A 16,075-nucleotide genomic window follows, 5' to 3' on the forward strand; every position below is an offset into this window, starting at 1 on the left:
GGAATGCGCTTCCCAGCCCCTTGCCAACCTCGGATGAGGGCGAACGCGCATTCCGAGGAGGTACCCCCGGAGTGGCACCCGACCCCACCCACCGAAGCAGAAGCGCGATGCCCCGCCGGGCAGCACCAGGGGCGCGGGGAACTGCGCGAGCAAGCCACCACCGGCAAGGAGATCCGGAAACGACAGCAACTGCCCCTCCGGGCCGGTAACCACCCGCGCCCCTGGCGCGCCCGGCGGACCAGCCGCAACCCACAACACCCCCCCGCGGCGGGGAAGCCGCCCAAAGGACTTTGCCTGCTCTTTACAGCAGGCACCCCCACCCCCACGTCTCTCCGTTCGCTTCCGGCCAGGAAGCAGCAGCCCGGCCCCCCGCCCAGGGGCGTGCCCGGGCCGAACCGACAGGAGACACCTCATGCGTGCACGGTCCGTCCTCGCCGCCCTCGGTTGCGCCGCGGCGCTCGCCCTCGCCGGGATGGGAACGGCCTCCGCCGACAGCGGAGCGAAGCCCGCCCCGCGCCCGTCGGCCACCGCGGCGAAGCCCGCCCCGCGCCCCTCGACCACCGCGGCGGCCCCCACCGCGCGGCCCAGCGCGGCCCCGACCCCGACGGCGGCGCAGGCCGCCGGCAGCGGCAGCGGCAACAGCCGCAGCGGCGCGGACGGCGGCCAGGTGCACGCCGTGCCGCGGGGCGCCGCCGACACCGGCGTGCCGCCCGTCGCCACGGGGTCCGGCTCGTCCGCCGCGCAGACCGGCGTGGAGATCGCCGCGGGCGTTCTGGCCCTGGGCGGCGCGGGCGCGTACGTCCTCCGCCGCCGCCTGCTCACGGCCCGGGGCTGACCTTGCGTACAACCCGGCCGGCGGCCGCCCTGTGCCTCGCGGCCCTGCTGCTCGCGGGCTGCGCATCCGGCGCGAAACCCGACGCGGCGGCCCGCCCACCCGCGAGCGCGGCCCCGGCCGGCACCACGGCACCCCCGCAGTCGGAGCCGAACGCACCGGCGGAGCCAGATGCACCGGCGGGGCTGAACCGCTCCGTCCCCACCCGCCTCACGATCCCGGCCCTCGGCGTGGACACCCCCGTCACCGGGCTCGGCCTCCAGGCCGACGGCACCGTCGAGGTCCCGCCCGTCGCCGCGCACGCGCCGGCCGGGTGGTACCGCGGCTCGCCCGCTCCCGGGCAGCTCGGGCCCGCCGTGATCCTCGGGCACGTGACGGTGGGCAAGTACGGCGACGGCGTGTTCGTCCGGCTCTCGACGCTGAAGCCGGGCGCGCACGTCACCGTACGGCGGGCGGACGGCACGGACGCCGTCTTCACGGTGTACGCCGTGCGCACCGTCGCCAAGGACCGCTTCCCCACCCGGGACGTCTACGGCGACACCGCCCGCCCCGAACTGCGGCTGATAACGTGCGGCGGCCCGCGGACCGGGAGCGGATACCGCGACAACGTGGTCGTTTTCGCGTCGTTCGACGGAGCCGGCGCCGGAGCCGATCCCGGAGCCAGAACTGACGCAGGAGCCGACGCCGGAGCAGGCGCAAGCCCAGGAGCGGCGTGACCGCGCCAACTGCCCCTGCCCCCGCCCCCGCCCATGACCCTGGAGCACGTTGACCCCGTCCAAGGCCCGGGCAGCCGCCGAGCTGTTCGCCGACCTCTACCCCGGCCTCGCCGGGTGGTGCCGCCGTCTCGTCGACGACGACGGCACCGCCCACGAGATCGCGTCCGAGGCGTTCACCCGCCTGTGGGCGCACTGGTCGTCGGTGACGGAGCCGCGCGGCTTCGTCTACGTGACCGCCGCCAACCTCGTACGCGACCACTGGCGCAGGCTGGACCGCGAGCGCAAGGCCGTACGGCGGGCCGGGACGGAGGCCGCGCTCGACGGGCAGCGGCGCGCGCAGGCGGGCGCGGACTCGGCCGTACCGGTGCGCATGCTCGTGCAGTCGCTGCCGGAGCGGCTGCGCACCGCCGTCCTGCTGTACTACTACGCCGACCTTCCGGTCCGGGAGATCGCCCTGCTGACGAAGCGCAAGGAAGGCACGATCCGGGCGGACCTGCACGCCGCCCGGGAGTATCTGCGCGCCGGACTGGGAGAACGCCTTGATCACACCCGTTGAGCCGTGGGACGAGCCCTACGACGACGAGCTGGCCGCGCTGCTGCGCGAGGGCCCGGCCGAACTCGCCCCGCCACCCGGTGCGTTCCGCCGCATCCGGCGGCGTGCCGCCCGGCGCCGCTGGGCGCGGGCCGCGGCGGCGGGCAGCGTGACGGCCGCGGTCATCGGCGCCGCCGCCGTGCTCTGGCCCGCCCCGGACCCGGCCGCCCCCGCCCCGCCGCTCGCCCCGCCCGCGGCCACCTCCGTCCCGGCGCCGACCCCGACCCCGTCCCCGACGCGGCCGCCCGCCACCCGGACCCCCACCCCGCGGCCGGGCCGTACCGACGTGAGCCCGACCGCGTCCCCGCTGCACGGCGGCAGCGTCCGGGGCAATGGCGACAGTCCCCGCACCGAGGGGGCCCGGCCCCAGGCCCGGCAGGGCTTTTCGGCCCAGGCCGCGGCCCGGTAAACTGGCGGCGAGCGGTCGGCCCGTACGGCTGCCGCGCGGCGGTGGGGCTCGCCGTACCCGAACCGCGGCACGTACGCCGCCAACAGTCCCTACTTGTGACGACGCGCGCCCGCACACCCGGGCGCCGCACGAGTAGGAGACGCGACCGACGATGACCGCCCCCCGCGAGCAGACGACCGAGCCCGTGCCCGAGCCCGTGCCCCTGCCGGTACCGGCCGACGAGCCGTGCAGCCCGGACGCCCCCGTCCCACCCCGCCCGCCGGGGCAGGGCCAGGCCCCCGTGGTCGCCGCCGTCGCCGCGGGCGGCGCGATCGGCGCCTCGGCCCGCTACGGGGCGGGCCTGCTGTGGCCCACGGCCACCGGCGCTTTCCCGTGGACGACCCTGACCGTCAACGTCGTCGGCTGCGCCGTCATCGGCGTCCTCATGGTGCTCATCACCGAGACGTGGTCGGTCCACCGCCTCGTCCGCCCCTTCTTCGGCACCGGCGTCCTCGGCGGCTTCACGACCTTCTCCACCTACGCCGTCGACGTCCAGCAGCTCGTCCAGCACGGCCACGCCCGTACCGCGCTGGCCTACCTGGCGTCCACCCTGCTCGCCGCGCTGTTCGCGGTGTGGCTGGCCGCCGCGGCGACCCGCGCGCTCATGGCGGGGAGGGCGCGGTGAACTGGCTGCTCGTGGTGGCGGGCGCGGTGGTGGGAGCCCCGCTGCGCTACCTGACCGACCGCGCCGTCCAGGCCCGGCACGACACCGTCTTCCCGTGGGGCACCTTCGCCGTCAACGTCTTCGGCTGCCTCGTCCTCGGCGTGCTGACCGGCGCGGTGAGCTACGGCGCCGCCTCGCACTCCGTGCAGCTGCTCGTCGGCACGGGCCTGTGCGGGGCGCTCACCACGTATTCGACGTTCTCCTACGAGACCCTGCGGCTCACCGGCGACGGCGCCCGCTTCCTGGCCGCGGCCAACGTGGTGGCGAGCGTGGCGGCGGGCCTTGGCGCGGCCTTCCTGGGCGCCGCCCTGGCCCAGGCCGTCTGGGCGTAGCCCGCGCGTCCGCCGGGGCGCGCCCCGGCGCGACCCCGTGCGCCCTGCCGCACACGGCCGGTGCGCGGGACGATACGGCGAGGCGTCGGAGCGCGCGCCGTACGAGAGGGGGACCGCGAGTGGCGGCAGACGGAGCGGCGGACGGAGCGGCGGACAGTACGGCCGCGGACGGGGCGCCCGCGGACGGGACGGCGGCGACCGCACCGGCGGACGCGGCGGCGGAGTGCGACCACGCCGTGGTCGTCGGCGCCGGGCTCTCCGGCCTGCTCACGGCGCACGCCCTCACGCGCGGATTCGCGCGGGTCACGCTCGTCGAACGGGACGGGCTGGCCACCGGCGAAGCCGCCTTCCGGGCCGGTGTCCCGCAGTCCCGGCACGTCCACATCCTGTGGAACCGCGGGCTGACCGAGCTGGACGCCCTGCTCCCCGGCGTCGTCGACGAACTGGCCGCGGCGGGCGGCGAGATCGTGCACGCGCCCGAGCAGATGCGCTGGCTCTCGCCCGCCGCGTGGTTCACCGGCGTGCGCGGCGCCCGTTACCTGTCCGTCTCCCGCGAGGTGCTGGAGGCGGTGCTGCGGCGCCGCGTCCTGGCCGCAGGCGCGGTCACCGTCCTGGACCGGCACGAGGCGACCGGCCTCGTCGTCGGGCCCGACCTGCGGACGGTCTCCGCCGTGACCGTCCGCGAACGCGGCAACGGCGGAGGGCAGTTCGCGCTGCCCGCCGAGCTCGTCGTCGTCGCCACCGGGCGCAGCTCGCGCGTCGCGGAATGGCTGGGGCAGCTCGGCTGCCCGCCGCCCCGGACCGAGCGCATCGACGCGCACCTCGGCTACTCCTCCCGCTACTACCGGCGTCCGGCCACCCCGGCCTCCCCCGAAGCGGCGGGCGGCTGGAAGGCGATGTACGTGCAGGGCAACCAGGATCTGCCGCGCAGCGGCGTCATCGTGCCCATCGACGGCGACCGCTGGCTCGTCACGCTCATCGGCCAGGGCGGCCACCAGCCGCCCGTCGAGGAGCAGGCCTGGCTCGACTTCGCCGCCTCGCTGCGCTCCACCGAACTGGCGGAGGCCCTCACGCACGCCGAGCCGCTCTCGGACGCGGTGGCTTTCCGTGCGACAGCCAACGAGTGGACGCACTACGAGAGTTCGCCGGACCTCCCGGCCCGCTTCCTCGTGGTCGGCGACGCGCTGTGCCGCTTCAACCCCGTCTACGGCCACGGTATGTCGGTCGCCGCGCTCCAGGCCCGGGTCGTCGCCGAGTACCTGACGGGCACGACCGGCGCCGACTTCGCCGCCCGTACCCGCGAGGTGCAGAAGACGCTGGCCCGCTGCGTACGCGGGGCGTGGGCGATCGCGACGGGCGAGGACAGCCGCTACCCGGAGACGGACGGCCCGGCCCCGGGCCCGCTCGCGCGCTTCCAACAGGGCTACATGGCAAGGGTGCTGGCCGCAGCCAACACCGATCCGCTGGTCGCGTCCGCCTTCTTCGGGGTGCTGTCGCTGGACCGCCGCCCCGAGTCGCTCCTCGCCCCCCGCGTGGCCGTACGCGCCCGCCGCCGCCCCGCGCCTTCGCCTCAGGATGTCCCCTAGGCTCCTCGGAGGGATCCGAGGGAGGAGCGGTACGCCGTGACGCAAGCCCATGAAGACGACGTTCTGGCCAAGATCGCGAAGGGGCTCGTCTACACCGAGTCCGAGGCGTCCTTCCAGGCCCGACTGCGCCGCGCGGACGAGATCTTCGCCTACAACCACACCCCGCCGGGCGACGAGGCGCGGCGCCGCGAGCTGCTCACCGAGATCCTCGGCTCGGTCGGCGAACGCACCGTGCTGCTCCCACCCTTCCACGCGGCCTTCGGTAGCAACGTCCACATAGGCGACGACTTCTTCGGCAACGTGAACCTCACCTGCGTCGACGACGTCGAGATCCGCATCGGCGACGATGTCATGATCGCCCCGAGCGTGACCCTGACGACGACCGGCCACCCCGTCCACCCCGCCCGCCGGGCGGACTTCGGGCGCTTCTCCGAGCCGATCGTGATCGAGGACAAGGTGTGGATCGGCAGCAATGCCGTCGTCCTGCCCGGCGTCCGCATCGGCTACGGCTCGGTGATCGGCGCGGGCAGCGTCGTCAGCCGCGACATCCCGCCCATGACCGTGGCGGTCGGCACCCCCTGCCGTGTGCTGCGCGAGATCACCGACGCCGACCTCACCACCCGCAGCGCCGAGGTCCTCAACGGCGGTCCGGCCGCCGGGTGATGAGCCCGCGCTCGATCGCCGTCACCACGGCGTGCGTGCGGTCGCTGACATCCAGCTTCGCGAAGACGCGCAGCAGATGCGTCTTGACGGTTGCCTCGGCGATGACCAGGCGGCGGCCGATCTCCACGTTCGACAGCCCGTCCGCGACCGCGTCCAGCACCTGCTGCTCGCGCGCGGTCAGCACGACGGGCGCGGGGCGGCGCATGCGCGAGACCAGCTTCTGCGCGACGCGCGGCGCGAGGACGGTCTCGCCGCGTGCGGCGGCGTGGATCGCGGCGACGAGCTGCTCGCGCGTGGCGTCCTTGAGCAGGTAGCCGATCGCGCCCGCCTCGACCGCGCGCTCGATCTCCTCGTCGGTGTCGTAGGTGGTCAGGATCAGCACCCGGGTGCCGGGGTGGCGGCGCACGATCTCGGCGGTCGCGGCCACCCCGTCCAGGACCGGCATCCGCAGGTCCAGCAGCGCCAGGTCCGGCCCCAACTCCGCGACCAGCGCGACGGCTTCACGCCCGTCGCCCGCCTCCCCGACGACCTCGATCGTCGGGTCGCCGGACACCAGCGCGGCCACGCCGGCGCGCATCACCACATGGTCGTCCGCGAGGACGACCCGCAACGGACCGTTGCCCGGCTGCTCGTTCACTGCTCGCCCTTCCTGGTGGTGGGGATGACGGCGAGGACGCGCGTGCCGTCGCCGACCGAGCTGGTCACCTTCAACTCGCCGCCCAGCTCGGCCATCCGGCGGCGCATCCCGTCCAGGCCGAAGCCCTGCGAGGTGCCGACGGCGAAGCCGCGCCCGTCGTCGGTGATCTCCAGCTCGACCCGGTCCCCGTACGCGGCGAGGACCAGGCCGACCGTCGAGGCGCCCGCGTGCTTGCGGACGTTGGCCAGCGACTCCTGCGTGCAGCGCAGCAGCGCGATACGGGTCTGCTGGTCGCATTCCACCTCGGCCAGCTCGGCGTCCGTGGCGAGGCCGGTGTCCTCCGCGAAGCGCTCCAGCACGCGGCGCAGCGTGGCCGTCACCGGCCCCTGCCCGTCCCCGCCGGTCGGCGCGGCCCGCACCAGGGCCCGAGCCTCGGCCAGGTTCTCCCGCGCGGTTCGCTCGATCGAGCGCAACTGCAGTGCCGAGCGGGCGGGTTCGTCCGCGATCCCCGAACGGGCCGCCTCCGCCAGCGCGATGATCGAGGCGAAGCCCTGCGCGAGGGTGTCGTGGATCTCCCGGGCCAGCCGCTCACGCTCCTCGGTGGCCCCCTGCCGCTGGTAGGCCTCCACCAATCGCAGCCGGGCGGCTTCCAGTTCTGCGTTGAGCTGCCGGACCCGCTCGTCGTTCTGCTCGATCAGCCGCACCGCCGCGAGCCCGGCCGCGACGCTCACCGCGAAGGCCGCGAGCGTCGCGACCGCGTTGCCGGTGAAGACGTGCGGGCTCAGCCCCTGCGGGGCGTCGCCGCCCAGCACGGTGACGGCGGCCGCGATCCCGCTGGCGGAGACGGCCGGACCCGGCGCCCCGGCCAGGTACCAGAAGTGCGGCAGCGTCGCCACGTACACCGACGCGCCCCCCTCCCGCAGGTACGCCATGCCGCCGAGCCCCGCGATCAGCACCCAGACCACCGTGTGCGGACGCGACACCGCACGGCCCGGGAAGGCGAGCGTCAGCAGGTAGTACGCCCCCACCGCGACCGGCAGCCCCACCGCCGCGTACCGCGCCGCGCCCGGGTCGTCCCGGCCGGCCAGCACCAGGGGCAGCAGCCCGAGGAGCAGCCAGCCGAGGACGTACCATCGGTGCAGGGACCACACGCGCAGCTGCCCTGCGGGCCTGAGCCAGGGAGTCATGCAGCTCAGCCTACGTTTACGGGGTGCGCGGCGGGCTGCCGGTCCGCCGCCGCTTCCCGCGCCCGGCGGACGGCCCGCGAGGGGTACCAGCTGCGCTCGCCGAGCAGCAGCAGCGCCGCGGGCAGCACCATGACGCGGATGACGAACGCGTCCAGCAGCACCGCGACGGCGAGGCTGAAGCCGATCTGCTTCATCTCGATCAGGTGCAGCCCGACGAAGCTCGCGAAGACCGTCACCATCACGAAGGCCGCGCTGGTCACCACGCTCGCCGAGCCGCCGACGCCGTCCAGCACCGCCTGGCGCGTGGACTCCCCGCGCAGCACCGCCTCCCGGATGCGGCTGACCACGAACACCTGGTAGTCCATCGACAGCCCGAAGAGGATCACGAAGAGGAAGAGCGGCACGCGCGAGCCGATCGACCCGGTGGAGGTGAAGCCCAACACCCCCTCGGCGAAGTTGCCTTGGAAGACCAGGGTCAGCACACCGAGCGCCGCGCCCGCCGACAGCAGGTTGAGCAGCACGCCCAGCAGCCCGATGACCAGCGAGCCGAACGCCCACACGGTGAGGGCGAAGGTGGCCAGCAGCAGCGCCCCGATGACGAGCGGCATCTTCGCCTTCTCGTGCGCGGGGTAGTCCGCGAAGCGCGCGATGTCACCGGTGACCGCGACCTCGGCGCCCGGCAACTCGGCGAAGGCGGCTGGGAGATAGCCCTCCCGCAGGTGGGCGAGCGAGGTGTGCGCCCGGTCGGAGCTGACGTATGCCGGAACGCCCAGCTCCAGCATGGTGACCCGGTGGTCGGCGGAGGTGCGCAGCCGGTACGTGCCGGCGAAGACGGGGTCGGCCTCGGCACGGGCGGCGACGTCCCGCAGCGCGGCGGAGACCGCGCCCGCCTGGCCCGGACCGGCCTTCACCAGCACCTGGTTCATGGACGTCTGCTCCGGGAAGGCCTGGTTGGTGCGGTCCCACGCCTGCATCGCAGGCAGGCCGCGGCTGTACGTCTCGCGCCCGATGTCGGTGAGCTTCAGCCCGCCCAGCGGCGCGGCGAGCGCGAGGAGGGCGAGCACGCCGACGGCGAGAGCGGCCGCGGGGCGCCTGGCGGTGCCGCGCAGGAGGGCGCCGACGAGCCGCCCGCTGCCCTCCCGCGCGGGAGCCTTGGCCTTGCGCCCCTTGCGCGCCCGGCGCTCGGCCCGCCGCTCCGCCCGTACGCCCAGCTTGACCAGTACCGCGGGCAGGACCGTCATCGAGCTGACGACGGCGGCGAGGGCGACGACGATCGCGCCGGTCGCCAGCGACGAGAAGATCACGTCGTCCGCGAGGTAGAGCGTCGCGCTGGACGCGGCCACGGCGAGACCGGAGACCACCACGGCCCGCCCGGACGTGGCCGCCGCCAGCTCCACCAGCTCCCGCGACCCCAGCCGGCCCCCGGCCCTGGCCCGTTCCTCACGTTCGCGCTTGAGGTAGAACAGCGTGTAGTCCACGCCGACCGCGAGGCCGATGAGCAGGATGACGTTGGTGCCGACCCCGGCGTCCGGGAAGACGTGCGAGGCGACCATCGACAGCCCGACGGCCGCCGCGATAGAGGTCAGCGCGATCAGCAGCGGCACGGTCGCCATCGCCGCCGACCGGAAGACCAGCAGCATCGTCAGCAGCGTGACCGGCAGCGCGATCAGTTCGGTGCGCGACAGGTCGTCGCCGCGCTGCCCCTGCACGTCCTTGCTGATGGACGGCCCGCCGCTCTCCTCCACCCGCAGCGCCGGATAGGCCTTCGCGACCTGCGCGGTCTGCGCGAGCAGGGGGTCGACGTGGTTCTTGCCGTCCAGCTCCGCGCCCTTGAGCGTGACGTCCACGCGGACCGCCGTATGCCCCGCGTTGTACAACGGGTCCGCCACGTAGGCGACTTCGGGCAGCGCACGCATGCGCTCCACGACATCGCGCGCGGCGGCGTCCGCGGCCCCGCCGTCCAGCGCGCCGCTGCGCGCGGTGATCAGCACCTTCTCGACGGCCTTCTGCTCCAGTCCGCCCGAGGCCGCGATCGCCTCCGCCCGCCCGGCCTCGCCCACCCGGAAGTCGTCGGCGGTGGCGGCGTGCCCGCCGAGCGCCGCACCTCCGCCCAGGCACAGGATGACGAAGACGAACCAGCCGACGACGGCCCGCCAGGGGTGGCGGGCGCTCCAACGAGCCATGTGTACCGGAAGATTTCCCATGTCTCGATGCTGGCCGCGGGGCCCCGGTGGGCATCAGCACCGCCCGGTGGAACTTCCCGTCCACCGACCGGTTGACCCCGCACCGACAATGGACGCCATGAGCGCGCGATACGACGACGTGATCGGCCCGCTGCGGCAGGCGTACGACGCGCGTGCGGCCTGGCGCGACGGCCTCACCAAGGAGCCCTGGAAGGTCGAGGAGCGGCAGTCCTTCCGCGACCGGCTGGCACCGGGCGCGCGGCTGCTGGAGATCGGCGCGGGCACCGGGCAGGACAGCGCCTACTTCCGGTACGAGGGCCTGGCCGTCGTGGCGGCCGACCTCTCGCCCGCGATGGTCGAGCGCTGCCGTGCCAAGGGCGTCGAGGCCCGCGTCATGGACGTCCTGCACCTGGACGTCCAGGAGGCCTCGTTCGACGCGGTGTTCACGATGAACTGCCTGTTGCACGTCCCCAACCGCGACCTGCCCGCGGCCCTGGCCTCGGTCCGCACGGCCCTGCGCCCGGGCGGCCTGCTCTTCGTCGGCGTGTACGGCGGTACCGAGAGCGCGGAGGGCCCGATCGAGGGCGACGAGCACGTACCGCCGCGCTTCTTCTCCTGGCGCACGGACGGCCAGTTGCTCGGCTTCGCCACCGAGAGCTTCGAGGTCGTCGACTTCCACACGCTGGACGTCGGCGGCGGCCGCCGCTTCCAGTCGCTGACGCTGCGCCGCCCGGAGGCGGACCGGCCGGACGGCGGCTCGGACGTCGGCGGGGACTTCTGATCCGGCGGACACCCTTCCGCTTCCCGCGGGGCGTACCCGGCTCGCGGGCGCGGCCCGCGGAGTGGTGTGATGGCGCCATGGCCGGAATGAGCATCACCGTGTGTCTGCCCGCAGGGGCCGCCGACGACGTGGAGGCGGCGGTCGCGGAGGCGATGGCCCCGTTCGAGATCGACTACACGGTCGGCGACGACCGCGACATCTGGGATTCCTGGTGCATCAGCGGCGGCACCGCCCACGGCGGGGGCTTCAACGTCCTGCCGGGCCACGAACACGACCCCCGGCTGATCCACGAGATCCCCGGACGGTGGTGGCAGCCGGGCGCCGACGCGACCCCCAACGACCCCGGTTGGTGCGCGGGCGGACCCCGCGGCCTCCTCGACTTCTCCGCGTCCCGCGAGGAGGCGGCGGAGCTGGCCGAGGGTGCGTGGCGGCGGTGGCAGGAGCTGGCACGCGAACTGCCCGAGGCCCGGCCGCTCGACGCCTTCCGCGCCCGCCGCCGTTCCGACCCCGGCTACTCACGGGAGCAGGCCGCCGCCGACTACCATGCCCAGCCCCTCCTGCAGAGTTTCGAGGCGTACCTGGACACGCTCCCCACCGAGCGCTACCGGTGGAACTTCCTGCGCACCGGCGACCCGGTCGCCGACATCGGACCCGCGTCCCTGGAGAAATTCCTCGCCCACGCCCTCTTCGATGCCCTCAACACCCGCAACGTCCTCACCCTGGACGGCTGGTGGCACGAGGACGGCGCCCCCGGCATCCACGGCCCCTGCCCCACCCCCGCCGCCTGCCCGCACACCCCCGGCGTACCCGCCGGCCAGGACCACGTCGACACCTACCTGCTGGAACTCCCCGCCGACACGCTCCTGGCCAACGTGCACTGTCACGTGTGAGCCGGGCCCGCAGGCCTTTCCGGGAGGGCCCCGTAGAGTTGCCGGACGACTGACTGTCCCGGGGGGACCGACATGGTGAGCGCAGAGGCGGGCGAAAAGGGGTCGCGGGGGATGCCCGTGGGTGTCGGCTCGGCGTTGTGGGCCGTGGGCGTGCCGGTCGTCACCGTCGTGTTCGCCGTGGGCGGGCTGTACCTCACGATGTGGTTCGCCGTGGTCGGGCTGCTGCTCACCGCGACGGTCGCGGGGCTCTGCGCGGGCATGGGGTGGAACCGCGCGGGTGCCGGGACGCTCGCGGCCGTCGGCGTCATGGCGCTGGGGCTGTTCGCGGGGCCCGTCGCGCACGACACGTACCTCAAGCAGTACGGCACGATGACCGACGCGCTGGTGGTCGACACCGCGAAGGAGCACGACGGGCACGGGCGGGACGTCTGCCGGGTGGTCGACGCCTCGGGGAAGGTGCGGGACCTGGGCAACACGGAGAACTGCTACGCGCAGTTCACACGCGGCCAGCACGTCGTCCTCTTCGAGGACCCCATCGGCAACCTCAAACCGTGGATCGAGGCCGCGCACACCCGCACCCTCGACACCACGGGCCTGGCGACCACCGCCGGTCTCTTCGCGGCCACCGGCGGGCTGATGCTGTACGCGGGGCTGCGGCGCCGCACCGACCAGCAGGTGGCGCAGAAGAAGCAGCAGCGCCGCCGGGCCCCCGCCGCCGCCTGAGCGGGGCTACGCCGTCACCTCGCTCTCGGGCCGCGCGGCTCCCGACTGCGGCGCGGGCACGCCCACCGCGTCCGGCGGATAGAACTGGCGGGTCCAGCGGCGGAAGGGCCCGACCGGTCCGTCGCCCTGGGCCAGCCGCGGCGGGGAGACGTAGCGCTTGGAGTCCCAGATCGGGAAGTCCTCGGCCACGAACGCCGCGTTCGCGCGGATCGCCGGGCCGCGCAGGAGCCGGGCGGCGGTGCGGCTGACCCAGCGGGCGAGGGGTGCGGGGAGCCGCGCGGGTTCGGCGGCGGCGATGCGGATGGTCTGGCGGACCTGGAAGCGGCTGGGCGCGATCATCGTGGGGGCGATCATGGCGCAGGTGCGCAGGCCCAGCCGCGGCATGCGGGTGCACACGTGCAGGCGGCTGAGGCCGCAGGCCTCGACGTCCACCTCCAGGGCGACTTCGCCGAAGAGCGGGACGCGCTCGCGGGTGCGCATGGACAGGCGGAATGCGCGGCCGTCGAAGTCGACCGGCACCGCTCGCTGGGAGTCGCTCCACCGGTGCAGCGCGGTGAAGTGGCCGAAGTCGACCGCGTTCTCGACGGCGTCCTGAGCGTGGCCCGGCATCTCCCAGGTGTCGCAGTGCGAGGGCAGGTCGCCGAGCATGTGCCAGTCGGGCAGCTCCCAGAAGGGCGCGCGGCCGTCGTGGTGCCGCCACACGAACACCGTGTCGTTGGCCTCGCGGACGGCGAGGTGCGTGACGGCCGCCGCGGGCGGCGGGGTGCCGTACGACGTGCGGGTGCACCTGCCGTCCGGGCCGAAGGCGAAGCGGTGGAAGGGGCAGACGAGGTCGTCGCCCTCGACCGTGCCGCGGCCCAGGTGCGCGCCCAGGTGCGGGCAGTGCGGGCGGACGGCCCGCAGCCTGCCGTCGCGCAGCCGGTAGAGGACGACGTCCTCGCCCTGGAGGGGCCGGGTCAGGACGGTGCCGGGTGTCAGCTCGGGGGTGAAGGCGACGGCGAACCAGCCGTCGGGGTAGGGGAGTTGGGGCGGCAGTGAGGTCGCGGGCGTCGGGCCCTGCGTGAAGTGCCCCGAGACGCGCTTCCCATCACCGGATGAGACGCGCTTCACAGCTCCACCAGCACCTTCCCGCGCGAGGCGGCCCGGTCCGCGTACAGGCTGCGGTACGCCGCCGGGATCGCGTCGAAGCCGCGGTGGACGGTCTGCCGGTAGGCGATCTCGCCGCGGCGGACGGCGCCCCCCAACTCGGCGTGCAGAGCCGCCCAGTTGCCGGGCGTGAACCACTCGGGCGCGAAGATGCCGCGGATGGTGGCGCGCGGGAACATGATCTGGTTGAGCAGCCGCGGGCCGGTCCACTCCTGGCCGACCTGGCTGGACCACTGCCAGCTCACCGCCACCTGGGCGCCGACGTTGAGCATGCCGAAGACGGTGTCGGTGAAGTCCCCGCCGAGGTTGTCGAAGTACTTGTCGACGCCGTCGGGCGCGGCCCCGGCGAGTGCCCCGGCGAGGGCTTCCGCGTCGTCCCCGTGCCGGTAGACGATCACCTCGTCGAAGCCGAGCCCCTCGAGGTACGCCGCCTTCTCCGGACTGCCGGTCGTGCCGACGACGCGGGCCGCTCCGGCGCGCTTGGCCAACTGGCCGACGAGCGAGCCGACCTGGCCGGTGGCGCCGCTGACGACGACGGTGTCCCCGGGCCGGACGGTGAAGAACTTCGTCATCGTGCCCCACGCGGTCATGCCGGAGCCGCCGAGCACGCCGAGCGCGGCGGGCAGCGGCAGCGTGTCGTCGTAGTCGGCCGGGTCGAGGCGGCGGTAGGCGGGGAAGACCATGGGGAAGGTCCCGCCCCACTGCCAGGCGGCGCCGTCGCTCACGACGTGGCTGCGCCAGCCGCCGAAGCCCTGGACGAGGTCGCCGGGCGCGAACCGGGCGCGCGGGCCGGCCGCGACGACCTCCATGATCGAGTCGGCGCCCATGTGGTCGCCGAGCGGGGTGTCCAGCGCGATGCCGTGCAGGTAGGGGTCGACGGAGACGTAGCGGGTGCGCAGCAGCATCTGGTCGTCGGCGAGGCGGACGTCGACCTCCTCCGTCACCTTGCGGTACATGCGCGTGACGTCCGGCACGCCCTCGACGTGCTCGGCGACGATCCACTTGTCGACCGTCACGGTCCGGACGGCCTGCCCGGGACTCGCGGTGGTGGCGGTGCTCACAGGGTGACTCCTTCGAGGATGTGGGTCGGCCGCGGCGCGCTGCCGTCGACCTCGGCGCGGAAGGGCCTGCCGTCGTCCCGGCAGACGTACTGCATGACGTGCCGCCCGGCGGCGGCCGCCCGGATGAGGCCGCCGGTGGTGGCCCACACGCCGGAGAGGTAGAAGTTCGCCAGGCCCGGCAGCCCGGGGCCGTGGGTGCGGACCTGCGCCTCCACGGCGTCGCCGCTGGGCAGGAACGGCTGCCAGCCGAGCACCGTGCCGTTGTGGTTGCCGGTGTAGCGGACCTGGGTGAGCGGCGTGGAGACGTCCCTGACGGCGACGGCCTCCCCGATCCCGGGGTAGTGCGCCTCCAGCACCTCCAGGATCGTGTCCCGCACCCGCCGCTTGGCCTGCTGGTACGCGCGCCCGCGGCCGACCGCGAGGGTGTGCGTCTCCACCCCGCGGCGCACCCGGCTGGCCTGCTCGGGGCCGGTGCTCAACGCCCGCCAGGGGGCGATGTCGCAGAAGTAGCTCGCGTAGACGACCGCGGTGCCCGGTGGCGACAGCTCGGGGTAATGGCGGCTGCGGAACTGGACGTTGATGCTCGGGTGGCGGATGCCGGTCAGCCGCGCGGCCTGCTCCTCGCCGAGCAGGTAGGTCGTGCAGGGGTCGCCCTCGGGGAAGGGGCGGCGCAGGCCGAGGAAGACGGTGACGTAGCCGGGGAAGATCATGCCGGGCTCGTCGATGACGGAGGTGTACAGGCGGCGGTAACCCTCGTCCAGGTAGCGGCCCTTGAGCAGGTCCAGCAGCGCGGTGCGGCCGTCGCACGCGGCCACCACGATGTCGGCGTACCGCTCGCTGCCGTCGCTGAGCCGTACGCCCACGGCCCGGTCGTCCTCCACCAGGATCTCGCTGACCTTGGCGTTGTACGCGATCTCGCCGCCGAGGCCGAGGTAGCGCCGCTCGATCGAGCGGGCCAGGCCCAGCGAGCCCCCTTCCGGGACGCCCGCGGACTGGTCGGCGTGGGCGGCGAGTTGGAAGAAGAAGGGCAGCAGCGGGAAGCTCGGGTGCTTCTCGTAGAGGATGTGGTTGAAGGCGTCGCGCAGCAGCGGCGAGCGGAAGCGGGCGGCGAAGTCCGTCATGGGCGTGCCCATCGCGCGCCGCATCACGTTCACGTACGGCAGGAAACCCGCGAGCATCCGCAGGCGTTCGGCGCGGCCCATGAGCGGGACGGGTGTGAGGAAGGGGTACTTGACCAGGGCGGTGCGGAAGGCGCGTACTCCCGCGCAGAAGCGCTTGATCCGTCGGGCGTCCGCCGGGGACAGCTCCAGCAGGTGCGCCTGCAGGCGGTCGGGGTCGGAGTAGAAGCGCACCGCGCGGCCGTCACGCGCCCGTACGGTGTTGAAGGTCTCGAAGGTGCGCATCGACTTGCCCTGGAGCGCGCCGAGTTCGAGCCAGATCTGGTGCATCTCGTTGCCGGGCCCGGAGCCGAGAAGCCAGCTGGCGGTGGGGTCGAAGGTGAAGGCGCCGCGGTCCCAGGCGGTGCAGCAGCCGCCCGGGATCTCGTGCATCTCCAGGACGGTGCTGCGGTAGCCGTTCATCTGCGCGTAGCAGCCGGTGGACAGGCCGCCGAGGCCGCCGCCGACCACGATCAT

Annotated in this window: 17 protein-coding genes; 11 read left to right on the top strand and 6 right to left on the bottom strand. The window is 74.4% G+C overall.

Translation table 11 applies throughout. The annotated features are described in order from the left end of the window. The first annotated feature begins 412 nt into the window (after positions 1–412). The 8 genes from IH54_RS44735 to IH54_RS0126075 all read left to right on the top strand — a co-directional run bounded on the left by IH54_RS44735 (position 413) and on the right by IH54_RS0126075 (position 5,833). Positions 413–835: a hypothetical protein gene (locus IH54_RS44735; RefSeq protein WP_063762374.1), complete on the top strand. Its 423-nt coding sequence runs from the start codon at positions 413–415 to the stop codon at positions 833–835. Beyond that, positions 832–1,548, top strand: coding sequence for a class F sortase (locus IH54_RS0126045; RefSeq protein ID WP_078862532.1), 717 nt, complete (start codon positions 832–834; stop codon positions 1,546–1,548). The genes IH54_RS44735 and IH54_RS0126045 overlap by 4 nt, the downstream gene beginning before the upstream one ends. A gap of 49 nt (positions 1,549–1,597) precedes the next feature. Beyond that, on the top strand, positions 1,598–2,104 hold the full coding sequence (locus tag IH54_RS0126050) for an RNA polymerase sigma factor (RefSeq protein ID WP_031521216.1): 507 nt from the start codon (positions 1,598–1,600) through the stop codon (positions 2,102–2,104). Beyond that, complete coding sequence (locus tag IH54_RS0126055) at positions 2,088–2,549, top strand: hypothetical protein (protein WP_052397873.1); 462 nt, start codon at positions 2,088–2,090, stop codon at positions 2,547–2,549. The genes IH54_RS0126050 and IH54_RS0126055 overlap by 17 nt, the downstream gene beginning before the upstream one ends. Positions 2,550–2,700: 151 nt before the next feature. Next, on the top strand, positions 2,701–3,213 hold the full coding sequence (gene crcB / locus IH54_RS0126060) for a fluoride efflux transporter CrcB (protein WP_031521221.1): 513 nt from the start codon (positions 2,701–2,703) through the stop codon (positions 3,211–3,213). Further along, complete coding sequence (gene crcB, locus IH54_RS0126065) at positions 3,210–3,584, top strand: fluoride efflux transporter CrcB (RefSeq protein WP_031521223.1); 375 nt, start codon at positions 3,210–3,212, stop codon at positions 3,582–3,584. Before crcB (IH54_RS0126060) ends, crcB (IH54_RS0126065) begins: the two co-directional genes overlap by 4 nt. A gap of 119 nt (positions 3,585–3,703) precedes the next feature. Next, positions 3,704–5,170: an FAD-dependent monooxygenase gene (locus IH54_RS0126070; RefSeq protein WP_078862525.1), complete on the top strand. Its 1,467-nt coding sequence runs from the start codon at positions 3,704–3,706 to the stop codon at positions 5,168–5,170. Positions 5,171–5,206: 36 nt separating this feature from the next. Then, positions 5,207–5,833, top strand: coding sequence for a sugar O-acetyltransferase (locus tag IH54_RS0126075; RefSeq protein WP_031521228.1), 627 nt, complete (start codon positions 5,207–5,209; stop codon positions 5,831–5,833). On the opposite strand, the gene IH54_RS0126080 is transcribed toward IH54_RS0126075, so the two are convergent. Genes IH54_RS0126080 through IH54_RS0126090 form a run of 3 tightly spaced genes read right to left on the bottom strand, consistent with a single transcriptional unit; the run spans position 5,808 to position 9,861 of the window. Next, on the bottom strand, positions 5,808–6,470 hold the full coding sequence (locus IH54_RS0126080; protein ID WP_031521231.1) for a response regulator: 663 nt from the start codon (positions 6,468–6,470) through the stop codon (positions 5,808–5,810). The genes IH54_RS0126075 and IH54_RS0126080 overlap by 26 nt on opposite strands. After that, the gene (locus IH54_RS0126085) at positions 6,467–7,657 is read right to left on the bottom strand and encodes a sensor histidine kinase (RefSeq protein WP_031521233.1); all 1,191 of its coding nucleotides are present in this window, start codon (positions 7,655–7,657) and stop codon (positions 6,467–6,469) included. The genes IH54_RS0126080 and IH54_RS0126085 overlap by 4 nt, the downstream gene beginning before the upstream one ends. A 5-nt stretch (positions 7,658–7,662) precedes the next feature. Further along, positions 7,663–9,861 carry an MMPL family transporter gene (locus IH54_RS0126090; protein ID WP_031521236.1) on the bottom strand — a complete coding sequence of 733 codons (2,199 nt, stop codon included), beginning with the start codon at positions 9,859–9,861 and terminating at the stop codon, positions 7,663–7,665. A gap of 97 nt (positions 9,862–9,958) precedes the next feature. On the opposite strand from IH54_RS0126090, the gene IH54_RS0126095 reads away from it, so the two are divergent. From IH54_RS0126095 to IH54_RS0126105, 3 genes are all read left to right on the top strand, one after another. After that, positions 9,959–10,621: a class I SAM-dependent methyltransferase gene (locus tag IH54_RS0126095; RefSeq protein WP_107060254.1), complete on the top strand. Its 663-nt coding sequence runs from the start codon at positions 9,959–9,961 to the stop codon at positions 10,619–10,621. 77 nt (positions 10,622–10,698) lie between these two features. Beyond that, positions 10,699–11,511 carry a hypothetical protein gene (locus IH54_RS0126100; protein WP_159012069.1) on the top strand — a complete coding sequence of 271 codons (813 nt, stop codon included), beginning with the start codon at positions 10,699–10,701 and terminating at the stop codon, positions 11,509–11,511. 111 nt (positions 11,512–11,622) lie between these two features. Further along, the gene (locus IH54_RS0126105; protein WP_031521243.1) at positions 11,623–12,234 is read left to right on the top strand and encodes a hypothetical protein; all 612 of its coding nucleotides are present in this window, start codon (positions 11,623–11,625) and stop codon (positions 12,232–12,234) included. Between the two features lie 6 nt (positions 12,235–12,240). Here the strand turns inward: IH54_RS0126105 and IH54_RS0126110 are convergent, their stop codons facing one another. The 3 genes from IH54_RS0126110 to IH54_RS0126120 are packed head-to-tail and all read right to left on the bottom strand — an operon-like array spanning position 12,241 to position 16,075. Continuing rightward, on the bottom strand, positions 12,241–13,344 hold the full coding sequence (locus IH54_RS0126110; protein WP_052397876.1) for a Rieske 2Fe-2S domain-containing protein: 1,104 nt from the start codon (positions 13,342–13,344) through the stop codon (positions 12,241–12,243). Next, positions 13,341–14,396 carry an MDR family NADP-dependent oxidoreductase gene (locus IH54_RS0126115; protein WP_031521247.1) on the bottom strand — a complete coding sequence of 352 codons (1,056 nt, stop codon included), beginning with the start codon at positions 14,394–14,396 and terminating at the stop codon, positions 13,341–13,343. The genes IH54_RS0126110 and IH54_RS0126115 overlap by 4 nt, the downstream gene beginning before the upstream one ends. Before the next feature lie 41 nt (positions 14,397–14,437). Then, positions 14,438–16,075: a phytoene desaturase family protein gene (locus IH54_RS0126120; RefSeq protein ID WP_031521250.1), complete on the bottom strand. Its 1,638-nt coding sequence runs from the start codon at positions 16,073–16,075 to the stop codon at positions 14,438–14,440.

Source organism: Streptomyces sp. NRRL F-5123 (assembly GCF_000721495.1).
Classification (GTDB): Bacteria; Actinomycetota; Actinomycetes; order Streptomycetales; family Streptomycetaceae; genus Actinacidiphila.